At 73.6% G+C, this 24,124-nt stretch carries 20 protein-coding genes and 1 pseudogene; 9 read left to right on the top strand and 12 right to left on the bottom strand.

Annotated elements, in window-relative coordinates:
* The first annotated feature begins 65 nt into the window (after nt 1–65).
* Nucleotides 66–770, top strand: coding sequence for a DUF899 family protein (locus O7635_RS26170; protein ID WP_278083124.1), 705 nt, complete (start codon nt 66–68; stop codon nt 768–770).
* A gap of 56 nt (nt 771–826) precedes the next feature.
* On the opposite strand, the pseudogene O7635_RS26175 reads toward O7635_RS26170, so the two are convergent.
* The 9 genes and pseudogenes from O7635_RS26175 to O7635_RS26215 all read right to left on the bottom strand — a co-directional run.
* Nucleotides 827–1,354: pseudogene (locus O7635_RS26175) on the bottom strand (CbiX/SirB N-terminal domain-containing protein); the annotation flags it as partial.
* Nucleotides 1,351–2,442 carry a uroporphyrinogen-III synthase gene (locus tag O7635_RS26180; protein WP_278083125.1) on the bottom strand — a complete coding sequence of 364 codons (1,092 nt, stop codon included), beginning with the start codon at nt 2,440–2,442 and terminating at the stop codon, nt 1,351–1,353. The gene O7635_RS26180 and the pseudogene O7635_RS26175, both read right to left, overlap by 4 nt.
* The gene (gene nirD / locus O7635_RS26185) at nt 2,439–2,762 is read right to left on the bottom strand and encodes a nitrite reductase small subunit NirD (RefSeq protein ID WP_278083126.1); all 324 of its coding nucleotides are present in this window, start codon (nt 2,760–2,762) and stop codon (nt 2,439–2,441) included. Before nirD ends, O7635_RS26180 begins: the two co-directional genes overlap by 4 nt.
* On the bottom strand, nt 2,759–5,212 hold the full coding sequence (gene nirB / locus O7635_RS26190) for a nitrite reductase large subunit NirB (RefSeq protein WP_278083127.1): 2,454 nt from the start codon (nt 5,210–5,212) through the stop codon (nt 2,759–2,761). The genes nirD and nirB overlap by 4 nt, the downstream gene beginning before the upstream one ends.
* Nucleotides 5,209–6,609, bottom strand: a complete 1,401-nt coding sequence (locus tag O7635_RS26195; RefSeq protein ID WP_278083128.1) for an FAD-dependent oxidoreductase — start codon at nt 6,607–6,609, stop codon at nt 5,209–5,211. The genes nirB and O7635_RS26195 overlap by 4 nt, the downstream gene beginning before the upstream one ends.
* The gene (locus O7635_RS26200; RefSeq protein ID WP_278083129.1) at nt 6,606–8,621 is read right to left on the bottom strand and encodes a molybdopterin oxidoreductase family protein; all 2,016 of its coding nucleotides are present in this window, start codon (nt 8,619–8,621) and stop codon (nt 6,606–6,608) included. The genes O7635_RS26195 and O7635_RS26200 overlap by 4 nt, the downstream gene beginning before the upstream one ends.
* Nucleotides 8,622–8,717: 96 nt before the next feature.
* Nucleotides 8,718–10,016: an MFS transporter gene (locus tag O7635_RS26205; protein WP_278083130.1), complete on the bottom strand. Its 1,299-nt coding sequence runs from the start codon at nt 10,014–10,016 to the stop codon at nt 8,718–8,720.
* A 100-nt stretch (nt 10,017–10,116) separates the two neighbouring features.
* A complete protein-coding gene (locus O7635_RS26210; protein ID WP_278083131.1) occupies nt 10,117–11,142 on the bottom strand; it encodes an alpha/beta hydrolase-fold protein in 1,026 nt (341 codons plus the stop codon).
* A 14-nt stretch (nt 11,143–11,156) separates the two neighbouring features.
* On the bottom strand, nt 11,157–12,527 hold the full coding sequence (locus O7635_RS26215) for an MFS transporter (protein WP_278083132.1): 1,371 nt from the start codon (nt 12,525–12,527) through the stop codon (nt 11,157–11,159).
* Between the two features lie 36 nt (nt 12,528–12,563).
* Here O7635_RS26215 and O7635_RS26220 point away from each other — a divergent pair, with 36 nt between their 5' ends.
* The 6 genes from O7635_RS26220 to O7635_RS26245 all read left to right on the top strand — a co-directional run bounded on the left by O7635_RS26220 (nt 12,564) and on the right by O7635_RS26245 (nt 19,606).
* On the top strand, nt 12,564–13,763 hold the full coding sequence (locus O7635_RS26220; RefSeq protein WP_278083133.1) for an NAD(P)-binding domain-containing protein: 1,200 nt from the start codon (nt 12,564–12,566) through the stop codon (nt 13,761–13,763).
* A complete protein-coding gene (locus tag O7635_RS26225; protein WP_278083134.1) occupies nt 13,760–14,566 on the top strand; it encodes an SDR family NAD(P)-dependent oxidoreductase in 807 nt (268 codons plus the stop codon). The genes O7635_RS26220 and O7635_RS26225 overlap by 4 nt, the downstream gene beginning before the upstream one ends.
* Nucleotides 14,567–15,108: 542 nt before the next feature.
* Nucleotides 15,109–16,257, top strand: coding sequence for a zinc-dependent alcohol dehydrogenase (locus O7635_RS26230; RefSeq protein WP_278083135.1), 1,149 nt, complete (start codon nt 15,109–15,111; stop codon nt 16,255–16,257).
* A gap of 17 nt (nt 16,258–16,274) precedes the next feature.
* A complete protein-coding gene (locus tag O7635_RS26235; protein ID WP_278083136.1) occupies nt 16,275–16,841 on the top strand; it encodes a hypothetical protein in 567 nt (188 codons plus the stop codon).
* 92 nt (nt 16,842–16,933) lie between these two features.
* A complete protein-coding gene (locus O7635_RS26240; RefSeq protein WP_278083137.1) occupies nt 16,934–18,136 on the top strand; it encodes a zinc-dependent alcohol dehydrogenase in 1,203 nt (400 codons plus the stop codon).
* Between the two features lie 9 nt (nt 18,137–18,145).
* Complete coding sequence (locus O7635_RS26245; RefSeq protein WP_278083138.1) at nt 18,146–19,606, top strand: aldehyde dehydrogenase family protein; 1,461 nt, start codon at nt 18,146–18,148, stop codon at nt 19,604–19,606.
* A 3-nt stretch (nt 19,607–19,609) separates the two neighbouring features.
* On the opposite strand, the gene O7635_RS26250 is transcribed toward O7635_RS26245, so the two are convergent.
* Together O7635_RS26250 and O7635_RS26255 are read right to left on the bottom strand one after the other, a co-directional pair.
* Nucleotides 19,610–20,596: a hypothetical protein gene (locus tag O7635_RS26250; RefSeq protein ID WP_278083139.1), complete on the bottom strand. Its 987-nt coding sequence runs from the start codon at nt 20,594–20,596 to the stop codon at nt 19,610–19,612.
* 103 nt (nt 20,597–20,699) lie between these two features.
* Entirely contained in the window at nt 20,700–20,867 is a 168-nt protein-coding gene (locus O7635_RS26255; protein ID WP_278083140.1) for a hypothetical protein, read from the bottom strand.
* An 81-nt stretch (nt 20,868–20,948) separates the two neighbouring features.
* Between O7635_RS26255 and O7635_RS26260 the strand changes: the two genes are divergently transcribed.
* Both O7635_RS26260 and O7635_RS26265 read left to right on the top strand, forming a co-directional pair.
* Nucleotides 20,949–21,182 (top strand): DUF2795 domain-containing protein, encoded by a 234-nt coding sequence (locus O7635_RS26260; RefSeq protein WP_278083141.1) that lies wholly within the window; start codon nt 20,949–20,951, stop codon nt 21,180–21,182.
* Between the two features lie 116 nt (nt 21,183–21,298).
* Nucleotides 21,299–23,569, top strand: a complete 2,271-nt coding sequence (locus tag O7635_RS26265) for a glycoside hydrolase family 9 protein (protein WP_278083142.1) — start codon at nt 21,299–21,301, stop codon at nt 23,567–23,569.
* A 61-nt stretch (nt 23,570–23,630) separates the two neighbouring features.
* Here the strand turns inward: O7635_RS26265 and O7635_RS26270 are convergent, their stop codons facing one another.
* A complete protein-coding gene (locus O7635_RS26270; protein WP_278083143.1) occupies nt 23,631–23,873 on the bottom strand; it encodes a LamG-like jellyroll fold domain-containing protein in 243 nt (80 codons plus the stop codon).
* Nucleotides 23,874–24,124: the final 251 nt, after the last annotated feature.

Here is a 24,124-nt window from a genome sequence, read left to right on the forward strand (position 1 = left end):
CCGGCGATGACGAATCGCCGGTCGCTCGTCAGTACTCCCGACGACACCGATCCGAGGAGGACGAGATGCGACCACCGATCGTCGACCGGGACACCTGGCTGCGCGCCCGCGCCGAGCTGCTGACCCGCGAGAAGGCGCACACCCGGGCGGGCGACGCCCTCGCCGCCGCCCGTCGTCGGCTGCCGATGGTGGAGGTCGACGCCACCGTCGAGCTGGTCGGCGCGAACGGCCCGACGAAGCTGCTGGACATCTTCGAGGGCCGCGACCAGCTGCTGGTCTGCAAGCACATGTGGCATCGGGGCAAGGACTTCGCCGACCAGTGCCGAGGCTGCACGGCCACGATCTGGAACTTCCAGGACGCCACCTATCTCGAGGCCCGCGACGTGACGTTCGCGATCTGGTGCCAGGGCCCGTACGCGGAGTTCGCGCCGTTCCGCGAGTTCATGGGCTACCAGGCGCCGTGGTACTCGGTCGACGGCGTCGACTCGCCCGGCGTCTCCGACGGCTGGATCACCACCTACCTGCGCGACGGCGACCGCGTGTTCCAGACCTACGAGACCGACGGCCGCGGCGTCGAGGCCATGATGCCGGCACTGCAACTGCTCGACCTCACCGTGTACGGGCGACAGGAGCAGTGGGAGGACTCGCCCGAGGGCTGGCCGCAGGACGAGACGATGAGCTGGTTCCGCCGCGACGGCCGCCCGATTCCACAGTGGACCCGACTGGCCGCGGCCGCGAGGTCCACGACGATGTCGACGACGGCGGGGTGACCGGCCAGTGGCGGCGTGACCACGTCGGCGCCCGACCGGCCCAGGGTGCGGTGGAACCGGCCGTCGGCCAGCAGGTAGGCCAGGGCCACCACCCGCCGCGCGCCCCGGGCCCGCAGGTCCTGGACCGCTTCGGGGACCGTCGGCGCGGCGGTCGCGGCGTACGCGACGACGGTCGGCGCCGGCAGTGCCGCCGCCACGGCCGCCACCTCGGCCCGGGACCGAGGGTCGCTGGAGCCGGCCGCCGCCAGCACCACCGCGTCGGCCGGACCGGCCGCGGCGAGCCGGTCGGCCAGCACGTCCAGGAGCCGCGCGTCCGCCCCGAGGGGTGGCGTCACCGCGGCGTCGACGCCGTCCGTCGCCTCGGCGATGTCGACCCGCACGTGGTAGCCGCTGGTAAGCAGCAGCGGCACCACGACGGCCGGGCCGTCCAGCGCCGCCGCGACGTCCCGGACGTGTGGCGCCTGGACGTCGACGTAGGCCAGCCGCACGTCCGGGCCGCGGCGGGCGACCCGCCGGGCCAGGCGGCGGATCTGCGCCTGGCCGGCGGGCACCCGGGTGCCGTGCGCGACGAGCAGCAAGCTCATGCCGACACCCGCAGTCGGTAGCCGCGCTTGATGACGGTCTCGACCAGGTCGGCCGCGCCGAGCGAGGACCGCAGGCGGGCCACGGCCATGTCGACGGCGTGCCCCTCGGCGCCGCGGGGGAGGGCCGCCGCGAGCCGGGCCCGGGGCACCACCGCCCCGGGCTGGTCCGCCAATGCCCGCAACAGCGCCATCGAGGCCGGCGCGACCGCACGCAGCTCGCCGTCGACGAGCACCGCGTGGCCGCGCAGCTCGACCGGCAGGCCGGCCACGGTGAGCCGCCGCGCCCGCTCCGGCAGCGCCTGCGTGACGGCCCGGACCAGGGCGCCCAATCGGGCCCGGTCGGGCACCAGCGCGGGCACCCCCCGGTCCCGCAGCGGCGCCGCGGTGACCGGCCCGACGCAGGCGGCCAGCACCCCGGCGTGGAACGCGTCGAGCAATGCGCCGGCCCGGTCGCCGCCGGCGTCGAGCAGCGCGGTGACGGCGGGCGCGCTGGTGAAGGTGACCGCGTCGACCTGGCCGGTGACGATCTGCTCGACCAGCCGGCGCACCGGCTCGGCGTCGTCGCGGGCCGTCCAGCGGTAGACGGGCACCTCGACGACCTCGGCGCCGGCCGCCCGCAGCGCGCCGACGAACTCGTCCTGCGGGCCGCCGTGGAGCTGCACCGCGATCCGCCGACCCGAGACGCCCTCGGTGCGCAGCTTCTCGAGGATCTCCGCGCACGACTCGGTGGGCGCCGACCACTGCTCGGACAGGCCCGCGGCGCGGATCGCCCCGCACGGCTTCGCGCCGCGGGCGATGATCCGGGCCGCCCGCAGGCCGCCGCGCAGCGCGTCGCCGACGCCCCAGCCCTCGGCCGCCTCCAGCCAGCCGCGGAAGCCGATGCCGGTGGTGGCGACCACGACGTCCGGGGCGTGCGCGACGCAGGCGAGCGTGGCGGCGTGCAGCGCCTCGTCGTCGAGCAGCGGGACGATCGTGATGACCGGCGCCGACACCACGCGGGCGCCCCGGCGTTCGAACAACGCCGCCAGCTCCTCGCGCCGGCGCTCGGCGGTGATCGCCACGGTGAAGCCTCGCAGGTCCGCGGTCACGGCGCCCCGATCTCGACCACGCCGCCCCGGACGCGGACGGGAAACACCGGGACGCTGGCCGCCGCGTCGAGGCACTCGCCGGTGTCGAGGTCGTACGCCTGCTTGTGCATGGGTGACGCCACCACCGGCCGGCTGCCGCGGGTGCCGACCACGCCCCGGGACAGCACGTGCGCGCCGCTGACCGGGTCGCGGTTGCCGATGGCCCGCAGCCGGTCGTCGTGCAGCCGGAACACCGCCACCTGCTCGGCGCCGACCAGTGCCGCGACGCCCCGCTCCGGCAGCAGGTCGGCGAGCCGGCAGACCGGCGTCCAGCGGGTCACCGCCGCACCTCCGGCACGGGGAGCGCCACGGCCGGCACGGGCTGACCGCGCTCGCGGCCGAACGAGATGGACGGGTCCGGCGTGTCGGGCGCGTTGACGAAGGAGGCGAACCGGCGCAGCTTCACCGGATCGTCGAGCACCGCCCGCCACTCGTCGGTGTAGGAACCGATGTGCCGGGCCATCGCCGCGTCGAGGTCGGCGCAGAGCCCGAGCCGGTCGTCGACGATGACGGCCCGCAGGTGGTCGAGGCCACCGTCGAGCCCTTCGAGCCAGGCCGCCGTGCGCTGGAGCCGGTCCGCGGTGCGGATGTAGTACATGAGGAACCGGTCGACCGTCCGGACCAGGGTGTCGGTGTCCACATCGGACAGGAACAGCTCCGCGTGCCGCGGCCGGAAGCCGCCGTTGCCGCCCACGTAGAGGTTCCACCCGCTCTCGGTCGCGATGATCCCGAAGTCCTTGCTCCGGGCCTCGGCGCACTCCCGCGCGCACCCGGACACCGCCGACTTGATCTTGTGCGGCGCCCGCAGGCCGCGGTAGCGCAGCTCCAGCGCCACCGCCAGCCCGACCGAGTCCTGCACCCCGTAGCGGCACCACGTCGACCCGACGCACGACTTCACCGTCCGCAACGCCTTCCCGTACGCGTGGCCCGACTCGAACCCCGCCGCCACCAGCCGCCGCCAGATCTCGGGCAGCTGCTCGACCCGCGCCCCGAACAGGTCGATGCGCTGCCCACCGGTGATCTTCGTGTAGAGGTCGAAGTCGCGCGCCACCTCGCCGATCACGATCAGCTTGTCGGGCGTGATCTCGCCACCCGGAATCCGCGGCACGACCGAATAGGTGCCGTCGCGCTGGATGTTGGCCAGGAAGTGGTCGTTGGTGTCCTGGAGCGCCGCCTGCTCGCCGTCGAGGATGTGCCCCGTGCCGAGCGACGCCAGGATCGAGGCCACCACCGGCTTGCAGATGTCGCAGCCACGTCCGGTGCCGTGCTCGGCCACCAGAGCCGAGAAGGTGCGGATCCCGCGCACCTGGATCAGATCGAACAGCTCCTGCCGCGAGTACGCGAAGTGCTCGCAGAGCGCCGTCGACTGCGCGACACCGGCCTCCGCCAGCAGCGACTTGAGCAACGGCACGCAGGACCCGCAGGTGGTGCCGGCCCGCGTGCACGCCTTGACCGCCGGCAGGTCGTGGCACCCGTCGGCCACCGCCGCCAGCACCGCGTCCTTGCGCACGTTGTTGCAGCTGCACACCTGGGCGTCGCCCGGCAGCGCGACCTCCGGGGCGCCGGTCGACAGGAAGTCGGCCAGCTTGCCCGGCACGGGCCCGCCGACGGCGGCCCGCAGCGAGGCGTACGCGCTCGCGTCGCCGACCAGGATCCCACCGAGCAGCGTCCGCGCGTCGTCGGTCAGCGCCAGCTTGGCATAGAGGCCGTGGGCCGGGTCGGCGTAGACCACGTCCAGCGGTCCGGCCGGCTCGCCGAAGCTGGCCACGTCGACGCCGAGCAGCTTGAGCTTGGTGGAGGTGTCGGCGCCGCCGAAGCGGGCGTCGCCGCCCAGCAGCCGGTCGACCACGACGTCGGCCATCGCGTAGCCGGGCGCGACCAGGCCGTAGCACCGCCCGTCGACGGCCGCGCACTCGCCGATCGCGTAGACGTCCGGGTCGCCGGCCCGCATCGTCGCGTCGACCAGGATCCCGCCACGGTCCGCGACGGCGAGCCCGGCCGCCCGGGCCAGCTCGTCGCGCGGCCGCACACCGGCCGCGAACACCACCACGTCGGTGTCGAACGCGGCCTCGGTGGTGGTGTCGACCCGCAGCCGTGGGCCGGCCGGCGCGACCGAGGACACGGCCGTGCCCGTGTGCACGTCGATCCCGAGCTCCTCGATGCGGCGGCGCAGCATGGCGCCGCCGGCGGCGTCGAGCTGCATCGGCATGAGGTGCGGTGCGAACTCCACGACGGAGGGCCGCAACCCGAGCAGTCGTAACGCGTTGGCGGCTTCCAGCCCGAGCAGTCCGCCTCCGACGACCACCCCGGCGCTCCGACCGGAAGCGTGCGCCCGCAACGCTTCCAGGTCGTCGAGCGTCCGGTAGACGTAGCAGCCCGGCGCGTCCCGGCCCGGCACCGGCGGCACGAACGCCCGCGACCCCGTGGCGAACACCAGCACGTCGTAGGGATAGCTCCCGACCGCGGTCCGCACCACCCGCCGCGCCCGGTCCACCGCCAGCGCCGGCTCACCGAGGCGGATGTCCACACCGGACGGGACACCGGCCGGCGCGAGCGTCAGGTCCTCCGCCGTGGCGCCGTCGAAGAAGGCCGACAACCGCACCCGGTCGTACGCCCGCCGGCGCTCCTCGGCCAGCACGGTCACCGACCAGCGCCGGTCGGTGTCCCGGGCGGCCAGCGCCTCCACGAACCGCTGCCCGACCATTCCGTTGCCCACGACGACGAGCCTCATGCCGCGACCTCCGTGCTCGGATCCACAGACGACAGCCAGGACACGAGTCCGCAGACCGCGTCCTGGCAGCTACCGCACCCGGTGGTGGCCCGGGTCGCCGCCACCACGTCGCCGACGGTCCGCCCGCCGGCCCGCCACGCCGCGGTGATGGCCGCCTTCCGGACCGTGTTGCACCGGCAGACCACCGCGCTGTCCGGCATCAGCGCCGGCGACTCCACCGCGGCCGCCGGCTCGCCGCCGTGGGCCCGGCCCAGCAGCAGCGACCGCCGGTCGGCCGGCACCTCGGCGTTGCGGTCGAAGAGCTGCACGACCGCGCCGACCATCGGGTTGTCGCCGAGCAGCACCGCTCCGGCGACCCGGTTATCCTCGATCACCAGCCGGGCGTACGTGCCGCGGGCCGGATCGGCGAAGCTGACGACCTCGGCGCCGGCGCCGGCGTGCGGGGAGCCCATCGCCGCGAGGTCCACGCCGCTGGCCTTGAGCCGCGTCACCACCCGCGATCCCCGGTAGGCGGCACCGCCCCCGGTGAGCTGGTCCGCGACGGTGGCGGCCTGGTCCCAGGCCGGCGCGACGAGCCCGTAGACGGTGCCGCGGTGCTCGGCGCAGTCGCCGATCGCGTAGACGCGCGGGTCGCCGGTCCGCATGGCGTCGTCGACGACCACCCCGCGACCGACCGCCAGACCGGCCGCGGCGGCCAGCCGGGTGTCGGGGCGCACGCCGCAGGCCACCACGAGCACGTCGGCCGGGAGCTCCGCCCCGTCGGCCAGCCGCAGCGCCCCGCCGGTCCACTCGCGAGCGGTCGCGCCGACGTGCGCCCGGACGCCGAGGTCGGCCAGCGTCCGGGCCAGCACCCGGGCGCCGTCGCCGTCGAGCTGCCGGTCCATCAGGTGCGGTCCGACGTGGACGATGTCGACCGCCAACCCGCGCAGGGCCAGGCCCCGGGCCGCCTCGACACCGAGCAGGCCGCCGCCGAGGACCACCGCCCGGCGGGCGCGGGACGCCGAGGCCACGATCCGGCGGCAGTCGTCGAGGGTGCGGAAGGCGTGCACGCCGGGCCCGTCCAGCCCCGGCAGCGGCGGCACCACGGGCGCCGAGCCGGTGGCCAGGACCAGCGCGTCGTACGCGTGCTCCTCCTGCGCCGTGCGGACGACCCGGCGGCCGCGGTCGACGGCGACCACCGGCTCGCCGAGGCGCACGTCGGCGCCGGCCGGCGCGGCCGCGATGGCCAGGTCGTCCTCGCCGACCTTCCCGGCGAGCAGGTTCGACAGCAGGATCCGGTTGTAGGGGCGGTGCGGCTCGGCGCCCAGCGCGGTCACCTTGACGTCGGCGGCCCGGGCCCGCAGCTCGGCCACCACCCGCGAGCCGGCCATCCCGTAGCCCACCACCAGGACCCTCATGCCGGCGTCACCCGGGCCGCGCAGACCTTGAACTCCGGCATCCGCGAGACCGGGTCGAGCGCGGCGTTGGTCAGCGTGTTGGCCCGCGCCGCGCCGGCGTAGTGGAACGGCATGAACACCGTGTCGGCCCGGATCGCGTCGCTCAGCCGGGCCGGCGCCGTCGCCGTGCCCCGCCGGGTGGCCACCCTGACGGGCGCGCCGTCGGCGACACCGAGCCGCTCCGCGAGGTCCGGATGCAGCTCGACGAAGGGCTCGCCGGGCAGCGCCGCCACGCGCCGGGTCTGCGCTCCCGACTGGTACTGCGTCAGCACCCGCCCGGTGGTCAGGTAGAGCGGATAGTCGGCGTCGGGCTCCTCGGCGGCCGGGCGGTGCTCGACCGCCACGAACCGGGCCCGGCCGTCGGGCGTGGCGAACCGGTCGAGGAACAACCGGGGAGTGCCGGGATGCGTCTCGTCGGGGCACGGCCAGAACACGCCACCCTCGGCGTCGATCCGGTCCCAGGTGATCCCCGCGTAGTCCGCGACGCCGCCGGCGCTGGCCCGCCGCAGCTCGTCGAAGACCGCCCGCGGGTCGTCGGAGGTCGGCGCGCCCAGCCGGCCCGACAGCTCGGCCAGGACGGCGAGGTCGGTCCGGACACCCGGCGGCGGCGCGGCCGCGCGCCGCCGCCGGATCACCCGCCCCTCGAGGTTGGTCATCGTGCCGTCCTCCTCGGCCCACTGGGTGGTCGGCAGGACGACGTCGGCGAGGGCGGCCGTCTCGGAGAGCACGAAGTCGGCCACCACGAGCAGGTCGAGGCCGCGCAGCCAGCGCTCGACGCCGGCGGCCCGGGGAGCGGAGACGGCCGGGTTGGAGCCGAACACCAGCAGGGCCCGCACGGCGTCGGAGCTGAGCAGCTCGTACGCCGAGGGTCCCGGCCCCGGGATGTCCTCGGGCGGCACGCCCCACACCGCGGCCACGTGCGCCCGCGCGGCCGGGTCGTCGATCCGCCGGTAGCCGGGCAGCTGGTCCGCCTTCTGCCCGTGCTCCCGCCCGCCCTGCCCGTTGCCCTGCCCGGTCAGGCACCCGTAGCCGCTGCCCGGCCGGCCGGGCAGCCCGAGCGCGAGGGCGAGGTTGACGAAGGCCGTCACGGTGTCGGTGCCCTTGGCGTGCTGTTCGGCGCCGCGGGCGGTCAGCACCATCGCCCGCCGCGCGCCGGCGAGCCGCTCGACGGTCGCGTGGAGGTCGGCCACCGGCACCCCGGTCAGCCGTTCGACCCGGGCCGGCCACCACTGCGCGACGGCCGCGCGGACGGCGTCGAAGCCGGTGGTGCGCGCGTCCACGTACGCCCGGTCGAGGTGTCCCTCGGTGACCGCGATGTGCAGGAGACCGTTGGCGAGCGCGAGGTCGGTGCCCGGCGTCGGCTGCAGGTGCAGGGCCGCCTGCCGGGCGGTGGCGGTGCGCCGCGGGTCGACGACGACCAGGCCGGACCGGTCGAGGTGGCGCAGAAAAGGGGGCATCGTCTCCGCGGGGTTGGCGCCGACCAGCAGGACCGCGTCGGCGGCCGCGATGTCGTCGACCGGGAACGGCAGCCCGCGGTCGACGCCGAACGCCCGCGCGCCGGCCGCCGCGGCCGACGACATGCAGAACCGGCCGTTGTAGTCGATCGTCCGGGTGCGCAGGGCGACCCGGGCGAACCGGCCGAGGGCGTACGCCTTCTCGTTGGTCAGCCCGCCGCCGCCGAAGACGGCGACCGAATCGCGTCCGTGTCGCCGCTGGATGGCGTCGACACCGCCGACCACCCGGTCCAGCGCCTCGGCCCAGGTCGCCGGCCGCAGGCCGCCGCCGGCGCGGACCAGGGGAGTGGTCAGCCGGTCCGGATGGCGCAGCAGGTCGGCCGAGGTCCAGCCCTTCTGGCAGAGGCCGCCCCGGTTGGTCGGGAAGTCCCGGCCGTCGACGGCCACCCCGCCGGGCCCGGCGCGCAGCGTCATCGCGCACTGCAGGGCGCAGTAGGGGCAGTGCGTGTCGGCCGGCATGCTCGTCAGGGTCCCCAGCGGCGGTTTCGCGGCCGCCTCCCGGCTGTTACCGGGTTGAAAATCACGCATCACATCGACCTCCCCGCGGCCGTGAGATCAGACGGCGGTGGGCCGGCGGAGGTAGACCGACCAGGTCACCGCCACACAGACCGCGTAGGCGGCCAGGAAGACGAGCAGCGCCGGTTCGATCGAGCCCGTGCGGGCCAGCGAGATGCCGAAGCCCCGCGGGATCAGGAACCCGCCGAGCGCCCCGACGGCCGCCGCGATGCCGATGACCGCGGCGGCCCGGGTGCCGGCGCCGTCGCGACCCCGGAAGATCGCCGGAATCATCCGGTACGTCGAGCCGTTGCCGACCCCGCTGGCCACGAAGAGCAGCAGGAACGCGGCGAGGAACGGCGCGAAGCGGTCGAACCGCAGGCTGGCCAGCACGGCGACCACGCCGGCGGCCATGACGACGAACGTCGCGACGGTCACCACGGCGCCGCCGAGCCGGTCGGAGAGCCAGCCGCCGACCGGCCGGGCCGCCGAGCCGACCAGCGGGCCGAGGGCCGCGAACAGGACCCCGGACACCGCGGGGAACTCGTGCTTGATCAGCAACGGCAGGGCCGCCGAGTAGCCGATGAAGCTGCCGAACGTGCCGATGTAGAGGAACGACATCACCCAGGTGTGCGGGTCCCGCAGCACGGCGGCCTGCGTCCGCAGGGGCGCCCGGGACACGGCGAGGTTGTCCATGCACAGCCAGGCGCCGGCAGTGGCCAGCAGGACCGGCAGGAGCCAGAGCAGCGGGGCGTACGCGAGGTGCAGTCCGGCGCCGGCGACGACCACCAGCGGCACGACGAACTGCACGACGGCGACGCCGACGTTGCCACCGGCCGCGTTGATCCCGAGCGCCAGGCCCTTGTGCCGCTCGGGATAGAAGTACGAGATGTTCGCCATCGACGAGGCGAAGTTGCCGCCACCGAGCCCGGCCGTGGCGGCCGCGACGGCGAACGCCCAGTAGGGCGTGGCCGGGTTGGTCACGCAGGCCACCATCAGTCCGAGCGGCACGAGCAGCAGCGCGGCCGAGACCGTGGTCCAGTTGCGGCCGCCGAACCGGGCCACGGCGGCCGTGTAGGGGATCCGCATGACGGCGCCGACCAGGTTGGGCAGGGCGACGAGCCAGAACAGCTGGTCGACCGTGAACGCGAAGCCGGCCGCCGGCAGGCTCACCGCGACGGCGCTCCAGAGCAGCCAGATCGAGAAACCGAAGTGCTCGACGGCGATCGACCAGACGAGGTTGCGGCGGGCGACCCGCCGGCCGGTGGCGGCCCAGAACTCCGGGTCGTCGGGGCGCCAGTCGGTGATCCAGCCCCTGGTTGGCGCCGGCGCGGCCGTGGTGACAGTGGTCGTCGTCATGGCGGCCACTCTCGGGCGCGCGCGTTGCGCGGTCGTGACCGCCGGTGTGCGGGCGCGGTGAAATCACGCTCACCGCGCCCGCACCCTGGATGTGAGGCGCCTAGCGGGCGAGCCGGTGCGCGAGCCACTCCACCGCGAGCGGGTAGCGGTAGTCGATGCCGCCGTGGGCCGCCGGGAACAGCTCGAACGAGATCTTCTCGGCCGGCACGCCGATGCGGCGCAGGCCCGCGTTGAACGCCTCGGCGCCGAGGTCGAGGAACCACTCGTCGCGGGTGCCGGCATCGATCCAGACCGCGCGCAGCGAGCGCAGCTGCTCGGCGTACCGGTCGATCATGCGGATCGGGTCCCAGGCCAGCCAGCGGTCCCACAGCTCGGGGATGACCTGGCCGGAGCGCGGGTCGACCGGCAGCCGGGGCGTGCCGTCGGGGTCCGGCGAGAAGGCGGCCGCGCAGCCGAGCACCAGGCAGAGCAGCGTGTCCTCCTCTTTGGTGAACGAGACCCGCTGCTGGAAGTCGGCCCACCAGCGCATGATGTCGCCGTCGTAGTCGCGCAGCGCCCGCACCGACTTGGCGAACTCGTTGAGGTAGCAGTACTCGTAGAGCGCGTCGCCGGCGTGCGTGGCCAGCGAGCCGAACAGGTCCGGCCGCAGCATCGGGGTGATCATCGCGCCGAAGCCGCCCGACGACTTGCCGGAGATGGCCCGCGACTCCCGGTCGGCGATCGTCCGGAACCGGGCGTCGACCCAGGGCACGACCTCGTCACAGAGGTACGTGTGGTAGTTGCCGGTGCCGACGGAGTCCACGAACTGGGAGCCGCCGTAGGCCGTCCAGGCGTCGACGTAGACCAGCACGCAGCCCGGCGCCCTGCCGCTCGCGAACACCTGGTCCGCGGTCTCGATGAACGGCTGGCGGAACGGCTGCCGGTTGGCCCACATCGCGACCTGGCCGGTGTAGCCCTGGATCACGTAGATGCTGGGGTAACGCTCCGTCGAACCGTCGTAGCCGGGCGGGGTGTAGACCCACAGGGGCCGCACGTGCGGGTCGCCGAGGGGGTTGCCGCGCAGCACCTCCGACTCGATCGTCTCCTGGTGCAGTGTGCCGGCGAGGTCAGTGAACGGTTGGCTCATGCCCTCATTCAATATCAGCTCGCGGGGGTTGCGGCCCGGTCGAGGGTGTAGCGGCGTTGGATGAGGAACGCGGCCAGCAGCAGCACGGCGGGGACGATCGCGAAGCCGTAGCGGACGGCGTCGAGCGCGGAGGCGGTCTGCGCGACGTCGTCGCCGCTGCCGCTGCCGACGAAGCCGCCGATGGCCAGGCACGCGGCGTAGAGGTAGGGACCGAGGGCGCCGCCGGCGGAGTCGGCCGCCGTCCAGACGCCGGTGTAGCTGCCGGCGTCGGCGATCTTGCGGCCGGCCGCGGCGGCCACCACGTCGGGCAGCATCGAGAAGGCGAGCAGCTGGAGCGCGGCGAACGCGATGCCCAGCACCGCCACGACGGCGACCAGCACGGCCAGCGGGGCGTGGTGACCGAGCGCCACGACGAGGCAGCCGCCCGCGAAGACGGCCTGGGCGAGCAGCAGGCCGCGCTGCTTGCCGATCCGCCGGGCGACCGCGAGCCAGGCCGGCGTGGCCAGCAGCGCGGGTGCCAGGAAGGCGGCGATCAGCACGCTGGTCAGGCCGGAGTCGCCCAGCTCGTAGGTGGTGAAGTAGGGGACCGCGGCCAGCACGAGGTGCGTCGCGGTGGAGGTGAGCAGGAACGCGATGACCAGCGGGCGGAAGTGGGGGTCGCGCAGGGAGGTGAGGAGCACGCGTACGCCGCGCAGGGGTGGTGGTGCCGGGTTGGCCGGCGTGCCGGCGACCGCGGCGAGCCGGCGCACGCCGGTGATCCCGACGGCCATCGCGCCCAGCATGGCGGCGGCCAGCACGACGCCCATCAGCAGGTAGCCGCGACGGGTGGGGTCGTCACCGCCGACGATCTCCGGGGCGAGCACGCCGCTGAGCAGGATGCCGACCGTGAGCACGACCATCCGGAACGACATGAGCCGGGTGCGCTCGTGGTAGTCGATGGCGAGGTCGGCCGGCGTGGACAGGTAGGGGACCTGGTAGGCGGCGTAGAGCAGGTTACCGAGGACGTAGAACCCGGCCACCCAGATCGCGGCGCCGTTGCCGTGCAGAGCGCCGGGCACGGCGAACATGCCCGCGAACACCAACGGCAGCAGGCAGGCGACCAGCATCAGGGCCAGCCGGTGGCCGTGCCGGGCGCGCTGCGCGTCGGAGAAGTGGCCGACGAACGGGTGCAGGAGCACATCGGCGATCTTCGGTACGAGCAGCGCGAACCCGGCCACCAGCGGGGAGACGGCCAGCACGTCGGTGAGGAAGTAGAGCAGCAGCAGACCGGGTACGGTGATCCACACGCCCATCCCGATCGACCCGCCGGCGAAGGCCGCCAACCGGCCGCGTGGCAGCGCCACGGTGCTGATGCCGACGGCCGGATCGAGCGGGGTCCGGGTCATGCGCGCGACGTTAGATGTCGATGGATCGGATGTGCAATGGCTGACGGGCCGGGTTCGGGCGCCTACCGCACGCTGCACCTCGACACCAGCCGCACCCGCACGCAGTTCGCCGACTTCCCGATGCCGGACGACTGGCCCGACTACCCGCGGCACGACCGGATTCTCGGCTACCTGACCGACTACGCCGACCACTTCGGACTCCGGCCCGCGATCCGGCACGGGCACGTCGTCACCGGGGTCCGCCGCTCGCCGGACGGCGACTGGTCGGTGACCGCTTCCGGGCCGGCAGGCCCCGTCTCGGTGCGCACGAGCGCGGTCGTCGTGGCGTCCGGACACAACAGCGTGCCCCGCTCGCCGGATCCGGTGCTGGCCGGGCTGACGTCGAAACAGCTGCACAGCCACGACTACCGGGAGCCGGCCCAGCTCGCCGGGCAGCGGGTGCTGGTGGTCGGCGGCGGCAACTCGGCCATGGACATCGCCGCCGACGCGGCGCAGGTGGCGGAGCGGACGATCCTCTCGTTGCGGCGCGGGGTCTGGGTGGTGCCGAAATACCTGTTCGGCCGCCCGTCCGACACGCTCAACGGCGCCTTGGCCAAGCGGCTGCCCTGGCGGCTGCGGCAGGTGGTGAGCCAGGCGACGCTGCGCCTCGCGGCCGGCGATCCGCGTGCCCGCGGCCTGCCCGCGCCGGCGCACGGGTTCCTGCAGGACCATCCGACGCTGTCGGACCTGCTGCTGACCCGGGTCGGCCACGGCGACATCGCCGTCCGGGGCGCGATCGCGGGCGCGGACGGCGCGGTCGTCGAGTTCGCCGACGGCCGCCGCGACGAGGTCGACCTGGTGGTGTGGTGCACCGGCTACCGGGCCGAGATCCCGTTCCTCGACCCGCCGGCGGCCGGCGACCGGGTGCCGCTCTACCGACACGTCTTCCACCTCGACGAGCCGGGCCTGTTCCTCGTGGGACTGATGCAGTCGACCGGCGCCGCACTGCCCATTGTGGAGGCTCAGGCCCGGCTTGTCGCGGCCCACCTGGCCGGCGACCACGCCCTGCCCACCCCGGCGGAGCAGCGGGCCGATCGGGCGGCCCGGCTGCGTCGGGCCCACCAGCGGTGGGGCGACCGGCGCACCGCCATGCGCATCGACTTCGACGCCTACCTCGCCCTCGCGGCCGACGAGCTGCGCCAGGGCCGGCGCCGCCGGGCCCGGGGCAGGGGAGTCGCCTGGACGGAGGTCCCGTGAAGCTGCACGGCAGGCGCGTCGTCGTGACCGGCGCGGCCGGCACGATCGGCCGGGCGCTGACGGCGACCCTGGAAGCCGGCGGCGCGCGGGTGGTCGGCCTCGACCTGGCCGGCGCGACCATCCACTGTGACCTCACCGACGCCGGCCAGGTGCGCGCCGCCGTGGCGACGGCGGTCGACCGGCTCGGCGGGCTCGACCTGCTCGTCAACAACGCCGGCATCGGCGGCCCCGCGCCGGCCGAGCTCGCCCCGGACGCGGTGGTGCGGCGGCAGCTCGAGGTGAACCTGCTGGCCGCCTGGTCGACGACGGCGGCGGCGATCCCGGCGCTCGAGGAGTCGCGGGGCCGGATCGTGTTCATCGCCAGCCGGATGGCGCTGCTGCCACTGCCGCTGGCGGCCGCGTACGGCGTCAGCAAGCGTGCCCTCGTCGCCTATGCCGACGCCCTGCGCCTGGAGGTCGGCACCCACATCGGCGTCAGCGTCGTCTATCCGAGCATGGTCGCCTCGCCGATCCACGACTCCACCGCGGCCGCCGGCCTGTCGCTGGACGGGGTGTCCCGCTTCGAGCCCGTCGAGGGCGTGGTCGCCGCGGTGCTGCGGGCGGCCACCGCCCGCCGCGCCCCGGCCGACCTCGCCACCACCGGGCGGGGCCGGGTGGAGCTGGCCGTCGCCCGGCACTTCCCTGGCCTGGCACGCCGGCTCGTCACCCGGACCGTCGCCGGCCGCCTCGCTGCCGGCGCGTTCGACAGCGCCCCGCTCGCCGCGGGCCTGCGCCGGCGCGGCCTACCTCCCGGCTCGGCGTAAGGCGGCCACTGAACAGCTGGGTCGCGGTCGTCGCGCCGGCCGCCCATACCATTTGGCGGCAGGCCCAGCTGGCGGGTTCGCCGCCCGACCGTCCGTATATCTCCGATGCGGACACTTTGTGCGTCCATCGAGGACAGTCGGTTGCGGCTGATGGACGAGCGGGGGTGTCGACCTCACGATCCTCTCGCCGCGGGCGTCGGCCATGGGCCACCACGCGGGCGACGAGGCGACCAGTGCGGCCTCGGCCCGGCATCGCAACGACCTCGTGGCCCGGGTGACGGGGCGGTTCGCCGGTGTGTGCCAGCTGCCGCAGTCGCGCGACACGCGCCATCGCCCGGTCGGTGCCCGAGCTGCGGCGCTGCGTCGCGGAGCTCGGCTTCGTCGGTTGCGTCTGGCACCCGCCGATCGGGCCAAGGTCTACGAGCACAGCGCCCGCCGCGTCTGTCCCCGCCTCGGGGCGCTCACCGGGTGACCGCTGTTTGCGACGGGTTCGAGCGGGTAGCCACCGCCTGGACGCCCGTCCGTGACAGCGGAGGTTGCTGATGCGTGCCATGGTCTACCGGGGCCCCTACCGGATCCGCCTGGAGGAGAAGGACCGGCCGTCGATCGAGCATCCGAACGACGCCGTCGTGCGGGTGACCCGGGCGGCGATCTGCGGCTCTGACCTGCACCTTTACCACGGCATGATGCCGGACACCCGGGTCGGCACGACCTTCGGGCACGAGTTCATCGGCGTCGTGGACGAGGTCGGTCCGTCGGTCGAGAACCTGAAGCCCGGCGACCGCGTGATGGTGCCGTTCAACATCTTCTGCGGCTCCTGCTACTTCTGCGCCCGCGGTCTCTATTCGAACTGTCACAACGTCAACCCGAACGCGACGGCCGTCGGCGGCATCTACGGCTACTCGCACACGACGGGCGGCTACGACGGTGGCCAGGCGGAGTTCGTCCGGGTGCCGTTCGCCGACGTCGGGCCGACGGTCATTCCCGAGTGGATGGACGAGGACGACGCCGTCCTGCTCACCGACGCCCTCGCCACCGGCTACTTCGGCGCGCAGCTCGGCGACATCGTCGAAGGGGACGTGGTTGTGGTGTTCGGCGCCGGGCCGGTGGGCCTGTTCGCCGCGAAGTCCGCCTGGCTGATGGGCGCCGGCCGGGTCATCGTGATCGACCACCTCGACTACCGGCTGGCCAAGGCGGCCGAGTTCGCGCAGGCGGAAACCCTGAACTTCGTCGAGTACGACGACATCGTGGTGCACCTGAAGCGCCTCACCGACCACCTCGGGGCCGACGTCGTGATCGACGCCGCGGGTGCGGAGGCGGACGGCAACTTCCTGCAGCACGTGACGGCCACGCGCCTCAAGCTGCAGGGCGGGTCACCCATCGCGCTCAACTGGGCGATCGACTCGGTGCGCAAGGGCGGCACCGTCTCGGTGATGGGCGCCTACGGGCCGATGTTCAGCCTGGTCAAGTTCGGCGACGCGATGAACAAGGGCCTCACGTTGCGGATGAACCAGTGCCCGGTGAAGCGGCAGTGGCCCCGGCTGTTCGAGCACATCCGCAACGGCTACCTGAAGCCCAGCGACATCATCACCCACCGCGTGCCGCTCGAGCACATCGCCGAGGCGTACCACATCTTCTCGGCGAGGCTCGACGGTTGCATCAAGCCGATCATCATGCCCAGCGCCGCCTGAGACCGCCGGAGCGAACCATGGCCTACACGCCCGACAAGCCCAAGCTCGCCGAGTCGAGCGACGAGCTGCGCGCCCGCATCCCCGGTTGGGGCGTCGACCTCGACCCGAGCGACCGGCCGTCGGTGCCGCAGGAGCGGTTCGACCCGATCGCGCGGTGGGAGTTCCCGGAACGGCAGCCCGAACGGCGGCCGCGGGAACGCTCGGTCGAGCACAAGTTCCTGACGCCGGTGTTCGGCACCACCTGCCCGCCCCGCGGCCTCTCCGGGGTGATCCGCCGGCACGCCTACCGTGCCTACAGCGAAGGCCGGGCGGCGCACTGGCTGCTCCTGCTCGCCGCCGACCGGGTGGACACGGTCGAGAGCATCCTGCGGTCGTTCGCCTCGACACGGCCCGACAACCCGATCACCGAGACCGGCCTCCGCGGTGAGATCACGGGCCACGGGGTGGCGTCGCGCCAGGACCAGCAGCGCGCCGACCGCGTGCACCAGGCGCTGGACCCGTTCTTCAACGCGGCACCCTGGCTGTTGGCCGGCGCAATCGCATTCGCCGTCGTCCGGCGGGCCGCGCGGCGAGCCTCGGACTGAAGCGGCGCGCCCGGCAGCGGGCCGCATATCGGCGGTGATGCCGGGTAGGCACACCGCACCGGGCGGACCGGTCACGATCGAGGGAGTCAGGCATGAAGGCAGTGGTGTGGCACGGCGTCGGCGACATTCGGCTCGACGACGTGCCCGAACCGAAGATCCAGTCCGACACCGACGCGATCGTGCGGATCACGACCAGCGCCATCTGCGGCACCGACCTGCACCTCGTCCGGGGCACGATGCCCGGGATGCGCGACGGCACGGTGATCGGCCACGAGGCCGTGGGGGAGGTCGTCGAGGTCGGGTCGGGCGTGCGCAACTTCTCGACCGGCGACCGCGTCGTGATCCCGTCGACCATCTCCTGCGGCTACTGCTCCTACTGCCGGGCCGGCTACCAGGCCCAGTGCGACAACGCCAACCCCGGCGGCAAGCTCGCCGGCACCGCCTTCTACGGCGGCCCCGAGGCGGCGGGGGCCTTCGACGGCCTCCAGGCCGAGTACGCGCGCACCCCGTACGCCAACTCGAGTCTCGTGCCCGTGCCGCCCGGTGTCAGCGACGCCCAAGCGATCATGGTCTCCGACATCTTCCCGACGGCCTGGTTCGGCGCGAAGCTCGCCGAGGTCAGCACCGGCGACACCGTGGCCGTGTTCGGTGCCGGGCCGGTCGGGCAGCTGGCGATCCTCTCCGCCTACCTGCAGGGCGCCGGCCGGGTCATCGCCGTCGACCACAACGCCGACCGGCTCGCGCTCGCCCAGGCCCAGCACGCCGAGACCGTCGATTTCGACACCGAGGAGCCGGTGGCCGCGATCCAGGACCTGACCGGCGGCATCGGCGTCGACCGGGTGATCGACGCCGTCGGGGTCGACGCGGAGCGGCCCGCGACCGGCGTGCCGGCCGAGCAGGCGGAGCAGTTCGACGCCGAGCGCGACCAGACCGCCCCCGAGAGCGACGCGCGCAGCGGGCAGTGGGCGCCCGGCGACGCGCCGAGCCAGGTGTCGCGGTGGGCGGCCCAGGCCGTGGCCAAGGCCGGCACGATCGGCATCATCGGCGTCTATCCGCAAACGGTCAGCAGCTACCCGATCGGTGTGGTGATGAACAAGAACCTCACCGTCAAGACCGGCAACTGCAACCACCGCCACTACATGCCGCACCTGCTCCAGCTCGTCGCCGCCGGCGCGGTGGACCCGGCCCTGCTCCTCACCGAGCAGGAGCCGATGAGCGACGTCCTGGCCGCCTACCGCGAGTTCGACCGCCGCGAACCGGGATGGATCAAGGTCGCGCTCAACACGGCCACGTGAGGACCGGCCATGGGACTGTTGGACGACGTGACCGTGTGGGGTGGCAAGGTCTTCACCGGTGAGTGGACCGCCACCGGCCACACGATGCCGGCCACCGAACCGGCGACCGGTGACGTGCTCGGCGAGGTCGGCACCGCCGACGCCAAGAGGCTCGCCGAATCCGCGGAGCGGGCGGCCGAGGCCGGTCGGGCCTGGGCCGGCGCACCGTTCCAGGAACGGGCCGACGTCCTGCGCCGGGCCGCGACACTGTTCGACGAACATCGAGCGGAGATCCTGACCTGGCTGGTACGCGAGGCCGGAAAGGCGGCGCCGGCCGCTCAGCTGGACTTCGACCTTGGCCTCGCCGAGCTCCGAGAAGCGGCGGCGCTGCCGGCCGAGCCGTGGGGCACGCTGTTGCGAACCACCCAACCCGGCCGGATCAGCCTCGCTCGGCGCGTCCCGCACGGCGTCGTCGCGGTGATCGCGCCGTGGAACTTCCCGTTGGTGCTCGCGCTGCGGTCGGTCGCTCCCGCGCTGGCCACCGGGAACGCCGTGGTCCTCAAGCCGGCCAGCGAGACGGCGGTGTGCTGCGGCGTGGCCATCGCCCGGCTGTTCGAGGAGGCCGGCCTGCCGCCGGGGGTGCTGCACATGCTGCCGGGCAAGGGCAGCGAGCTCGGCAACGCCGTCGCGGAGGACCCGCACATCGACATGGTGTCGTTCACCGGCTCGACCCCGGTCGGCCGGAAGCTGTCCGAGGCCGCCGGCAAGCATTTCAAGAAGATGGTCTCGGAGCTGGGCGGCAACAACGCGTTCGTGGTGCTCGAGGACGCCGACGTGGGGGCGGCCGCGGCCGCGGGCGCCTACGGCAGCTTCGCCCACCAGGGTCAGATCTGCATGGCCACCGGCCGGCACCTGGTCGCGGCGCCCATCGCCGCGCGCTACGTCGAAGCGGTGGCGAAGATCGCCGACGGGTTGACGGTCGGCGACCCGCGCGACGACGTCGACCTCGGCCCCGTCATCAACGAGTCGCAGGCGGAGCACATCACGGACATCGTGGAGCGCAGCGTCGAAGCGGGCGCGCGGGTCGTGGCCGGCGGCACGCGGGACGGGCTGTTCCTGCGGCCCACGGTCCTGGCCGACGTCACGCCCGACATGCCGGCGTTCACCGAGGAGATCTTCGGACCGGTCGCGGTGATCACCTCGGTGCGCGACGACGATGAGGCGGTTCGCCTGGCCAACGCCACCCCGTACGGGCTCGTGGCCGGGATCCATGCCGGCTCGGCCGGCCGCGCCCGAGCGGTCGGGGAACGCCTGCGCGCCGGCATGATCCACATCAACGACCAGACGGTGAACGACGAGACGCCGGCGCCGTTCGGCGGCATCGGCGACTCCGGCGGCAGCAGCCGCTTCGGCGCGCTGACCAACCTCGACGAGTTCACCGTCTGGCAATGGCTGACGGTGCGCGACACTCAGAGCCGCCCGACCCTTTAGGGCCTATGCGCGTGGTGGCGGAAAGGGGTCGCCGCCCGGGGTGCGGCCGCGGAGGCGGGCGGCGACGAGCAGGGAGCCGAGCAGGAACAGGAGCCAGGCGGCCAGCACGAAGATCGGGCCGGCGTGTGGGGCGTCGCGGTAGTAGAGCAGGTTCCGCAGCGTGTCGACGGCGGCGCCGGCCGGGAGGAGCTCGGCCAGGATCCGGAAGAAGCCGGGGAGCAGGGGAGGGGCGACGGCGCCGCCGGAGGACGGCAGGCCCAGCACCATCAGGAACAGGAACGTGGGTACGAACGTCCACGGTCCGGTGAGGATCTGCATGGTGGCCGCCCACAACGCCGCCACCATGATCATGCCGGCGACCGTTGCCCAGACGGCCGGGAACGGGCCTGCCTGCGCGCTGATCAGTGGTCCGGTCACGACGGTCATGACGCCGCCGGCCACCACGGCGAGGCCGACCATGCAGAGCAGCCAGCGGCGCAGCGACAGTGTCGCGGCGTGGGCCCGGAGCTGGAGCATGCTCACGAAGCCGGTGACGGTCGCGGCGACGGTGAGATAGAAGGGCAGCAGGCCGGCCGAGTCACCCGCCGGCAGCGGCCGCACGTCCACGACCGGGATGCCGGCCGCGGCCCGCTCGAACACGCGCGCGACCGAGCTGCCCGCGGCGCTGGCCACCAGCAGCCGCGCCTCCGCCCCGAAAGGCACCAGCGCCGCGTAGATGTCCTGGTCGCGCAGGGCCTCCTCCACCGCCGCGGCCGTCCCATAGGGCCGGAAGGCGAACCCGCCACGCGTCCGGGCCTGGAGCTCCGCGGCGGCGCGCTCGGTCGCGGTCGTGACCACGATGCCCGCGGGCACGTCGCGCGGCGTCGGCCGGTCGAGCGCCAGCGTGAACGAGGCGTTGAACAGCGGTCCGATCACGCACGCGACGGCGATGACGATGAGGGCGTTGCGGTGCGTGGGGTCCATCGGCGTGCCGCGTCGGATCCCCGGCACTGCGTCGCTCCCCGCCTCGAGCCGACCGGTCGCGCGCCGGAAGCGGCGGCGCCTCACGGACCATAACCCCGACGGGTACGCCGGCGCGGTGAAACAGGCGCCGTTACCTCCCCTCGGTGTTTTCCTCCTGCTTTCGGGACCGGGACCGGGGCCGGTCGCGCTCGTCGAGGTCCTCGCCCTCCTTGAGGCTCTCCAGATCCTTGAGAACGGGCTTGAGCAGGACGTCGTCGGTCTTCGAGGTCTTCTCGTAGCTCTCTTCGGGCTCACTCATGCCGCCCGCCTACCCGCCTGCCCGCCGGACATGCGCGTTGGGACAGTCGTTAGCGATGGTGCCAGGCGGGTAGCGGCGGCCATGGAGAAGAAGAGATGGGAGGCCGTGGCCGCGGTGCTGCGCGACGCCGGCTTCCCCGTCAACCGGCAGGATCTCGTCAACCACGCCCGGCTGCAGGGCGCCGACGACGCCACGCTGTGGCTGATCCGGCAGCTGCCGATCGGCGTCTACCGCAACCTCGTCGAGGTGCGCGACCGGGCCGAGCGACTCCCGGACGTCGCCGCGACCGGCGCCGTCGCCGCGCCGGCGCGCTGACCGGATCGAACCATTGACATGCGACACGGTGAGATGTCAGCATCCCATCAGTTGGGAGCGCTCCCAATGATCTCATCACTTTCGATGCACCGTCCACCCTCATCGGAAGGACATCCGTGTCTGTGCTCAAGCCATGGCGGCGCCGGTTGGCCGGCGTCGTCGGTGTCGCGTTGGCGGCCACCGCGCTGTCCGGGGCGCCGGCCGCCGCCGAGGGGCCCGAACAGATCGTCAACGGCACCTTCGACAACGGCCACGCGCCCTGGTGGGCGACCGGCAACCTGACCCTCGACTCGACCAGCGGCCAGCTCTGTGCCGACGTGCCCGGCGGGACCGTCAACCCCTGGGACGCCATCATCGGCCAGGACAACGTGCCCCTCGTCGCGGGGGAGACCTACGAGTTCCGGTTCTTCGGCACCGCGACCCCGGCCCGGGTCGGCAAGGCGCTGATCCAGCTGCCGGTCGACCCGTACACCCAATATCTGTCGGCCAGCCCGGAGCTGAGCGTCTCGGGCAACGACTACACCTACACGTTCACGTCGCCGGTCAGCCTGCCCAACGCGCAGGTGGCGTTCCAGATCGGCGGCAGCGCGACACCGTGGCGGATCTGCCTGGACAACGTCTCGCTGCAGGGCGGCGCCGAGCCGGAGGAGTACGTGCCGGACACCGGGCCGCGGGTGCGGGTCAACCAGGTCGGCTACCTGCTGACCGGGCCCAAGAACGCGACCGTGGTGACCGAGGCGACCACGCCGCTGCCGTGGCAGCTCAAGGACGCGGCCGGCGCCGTGGTGGCCAGCGGCACCTCGACGCCGCGCGGGGTCGACGCCTCGTCCGGCCAGAACGTGCAGACCATCTCCTTCACCGGGTTCAAGCGCAAGGGCACCGGCTACACGCTGGTCGCCGACGGCGAGACGAGCCGGCCGTTCGACATCGGCACGGACTTCTACGAGCAGCTGCGGCTCGACGCGCTGAAGTTCTACTACACCCAGCGCAGCGGTGTCGCGATCGACGACGCCCTGCGCCCGGGCTACGGCCGTCCGGCCGGCCACGTCGGCGTCGCGCCCAACCAGGGCGACACCGACGTGCCGTGCCAGCCCGGCGTCTGCGACTACCGGCGGGACGTCTCCGGCGGCTGGTACGACGCCGGCGACCACGGCAAGTACGTCGTCAACGGCGGCATCTCGGTGCACCAGCTGATGAGCGAGTACGAGCGCTCCCTGCTCGCCCGCACCGGCGAGTTCTGGACCCTGCGCGACGGGACGCTGGCCGTGCCCGAGAGCGGCAACAAGGTGCCGGACATCCTCGACGAGGCCCGCTGGGAGCAGGAGTTCCTGCTGAAGATGCAGGTGCCCACCGGCCAGCCGTACGCCGGGATGGCCCATCACAAGATCCACGACGCGGCCTGGACCGGCCTGCCGCTGCTGCCGCACCAGGACCCGCAGCCGCGCGAGCTGCACCCGGTCTCGACCGCGGCGACGCTCAACCTGGCCGCCACCGCGGCCCAGGCGGCCCGGGTGTTCGCGCCGTACGACTGGCGCTTCGCCCAGCGCAACCTGGCCGCGGCCAAGTCGGCGTGGGCGGCGGCGAAGGCCAACCCGGCGCTCTACGCTGACCCGGCGGACGGGGTGGGCGGCGGTGCCTACAACGACGACGACGTGACCGACGAGTTCTACTGGGCGGCCGCGGAGCTGTTCATCTCCACGGGCGGCAGGGAATATCGCGACGCGATCCTCGCCTCGCCGCACCACACCGGCGACATTTGGCGTGACCGGGGCTTCGACTGGGGCCACACCGCCCAGCTCGGCCGGCTCGAGCTCGCCACGCTGCCCAACCTGCTGCCCGACCGGTCGCGGGTGCGCCAGTCCGTTGTGGAGGGTGCCGACACCTACCTGGCGACGGCCAGGGCCCACCCCTACGGCATCCCGTACGCGCCGGCCGAGAACACGTACGACTGGGGCTCCAACAACCTGGTGCTCAACAACGCGGTCGTGCTCGCGGCGGCGTTCGACATCACCGGCAAGGACCGCTACCGCGACGCCGTGCTGGAGACGATGGACTACATCTTCGGCCGCAACGCGCTCAACCAGTCCTATGTGACCGGTTACGGCGAGGTCGCGTCGAAGAACCAGCACAGCCGGTGGTACGCCCGCCAGCTCAACCCCGACCTGCCGAACCCGCCGCGGGGAACGCTGTCGGGCGGCCCGAACTCGTCGATCCAGGACCCGGTGGCGCAGCAGAAGCTCCAGGGCTGCGCGCCGCAGTTCTGCTACATCGACGACATCGAGTCGTGGTCGACCAACGAGCTGACCATCAACTGGAACGCGCCGCTGGCCTGGATCGCGGCGTTCGTCGCGGACCAGGACAACGGCGACGCCTCCGGCCGCCTGTAACGGAAGCAAGGGACCCTTCTTATCGCTTTCCGCGATAAGAAGGGTCCCTTGCCAACGCGCGTCAGGCCCGCAGGAACTTGTCGACCGGCAGCGCCCGGTCGACAATGCGGACGTCGCCGAGCCAGCCGTAGAAGGCCTGCTCGACGATGCGGTCGTAGTGGTAGGCGCCCACGCGCCATCGCTCCTGCGAGGTGGCCCTTCGCCGCGGTCGACGGGTTGCGCACAGCTCCGCCTCGTCCACGTGGAGCGTCGTGGTGCGGCCGTCGTTTAGGACCGCGACATGGATCCACTCGTCGGCGCGCATCTCGTGGCCACACTTGGTCGCGAGATGCCGTCCTGGTTGAGCGAAAGACCGCCCACCGCAGCGCCGTCACCTCCGACATGCTGAGCGTTGCAATCGGCTCGACCAGGTCGGCGCCCGTCGGGAAGGGTGGACCTGTCGGACAGGTCGAGTTCGGTTAAGAGGCCGGGGCATGGCCTGCCGCAGCAGGCGGCGTCACCCCGCCGTCGTGGCCCAGAATGGCCCGACGGCGCTTCCGTTGCGGCCGACAGCAG

It is taken from the genome of Asanoa sp. WMMD1127 (genome assembly GCF_029626225.1).
Taxonomy (GTDB): Bacteria; Actinomycetota; Actinomycetes; order Mycobacteriales; family Micromonosporaceae; genus Asanoa.

Bases quoted from the DNA above. Each gene is read 5' to 3' on its own strand.
- O7635_RS26240 (WP_278083137.1), top strand. From the start codon at position 16,934: ATGAAGGCAGTGGTGTGGCACGGCGTCGGCGACATTCGGCTCGACGAC.
- O7635_RS26235 (WP_278083136.1), top strand. From the start codon at position 16,275: ATGGCCTACACGCCCGACAAGCCCAAGCTCGCCGAGTCGAGCGACGAG.
- O7635_RS26205 (WP_278083130.1), bottom strand. From the start codon at position 10,016: ATGACGACGACCACTGTCACCACGGCCGCGCCGGCGCCAACCAGGGGC.
- O7635_RS26260 (WP_278083141.1), top strand. From the start codon at position 20,949: ATGGAGAAGAAGAGATGGGAGGCCGTGGCCGCGGTGCTGCGCGACGCC.
- O7635_RS26255 (WP_278083140.1), bottom strand. From the start codon at position 20,867: ATGAGTGAGCCCGAAGAGAGCTACGAGAAGACCTCGAAGACCGACGAC.
- O7635_RS26200 (WP_278083129.1), bottom strand. From the start codon at position 8,621: ATGCCGGCCGACACGCACTGCCCCTACTGCGCCCTGCAGTGCGCGATG.
- O7635_RS26210 (WP_278083131.1), bottom strand. From the start codon at position 11,142: ATGAGCCAACCGTTCACTGACCTCGCCGGCACACTGCACCAGGAGACG.
- O7635_RS26220 (WP_278083133.1), top strand. From the start codon at position 12,564: ATGGCTGACGGGCCGGGTTCGGGCGCCTACCGCACGCTGCACCTCGAC.
- O7635_RS26245 (WP_278083138.1), top strand. From the start codon at position 18,146: ATGGGACTGTTGGACGACGTGACCGTGTGGGGTGGCAAGGTCTTCACC.
- nirB (WP_278083127.1), bottom strand. From the start codon at position 5,212: ATGAGGCTCGTCGTCGTGGGCAACGGAATGGTCGGGCAGCGGTTCGTG.
- O7635_RS26230 (WP_278083135.1), top strand. From the start codon at position 15,109: ATGCGTGCCATGGTCTACCGGGGCCCCTACCGGATCCGCCTGGAGGAG.
- O7635_RS26270 (WP_278083143.1), bottom strand. From the start codon at position 23,873: ATGCGCGCCGACGAGTGGATCCATGTCGCGGTCCTAAACGACGGCCGC.
- O7635_RS26170 (WP_278083124.1), top strand. From the start codon at position 66: ATGCGACCACCGATCGTCGACCGGGACACCTGGCTGCGCGCCCGCGCC.
- O7635_RS26195 (WP_278083128.1), bottom strand. From the start codon at position 6,609: ATGAGGGTCCTGGTGGTGGGCTACGGGATGGCCGGCTCGCGGGTGGTG.
- O7635_RS26215 (WP_278083132.1), bottom strand. From the start codon at position 12,527: ATGACCCGGACCCCGCTCGATCCGGCCGTCGGCATCAGCACCGTGGCG.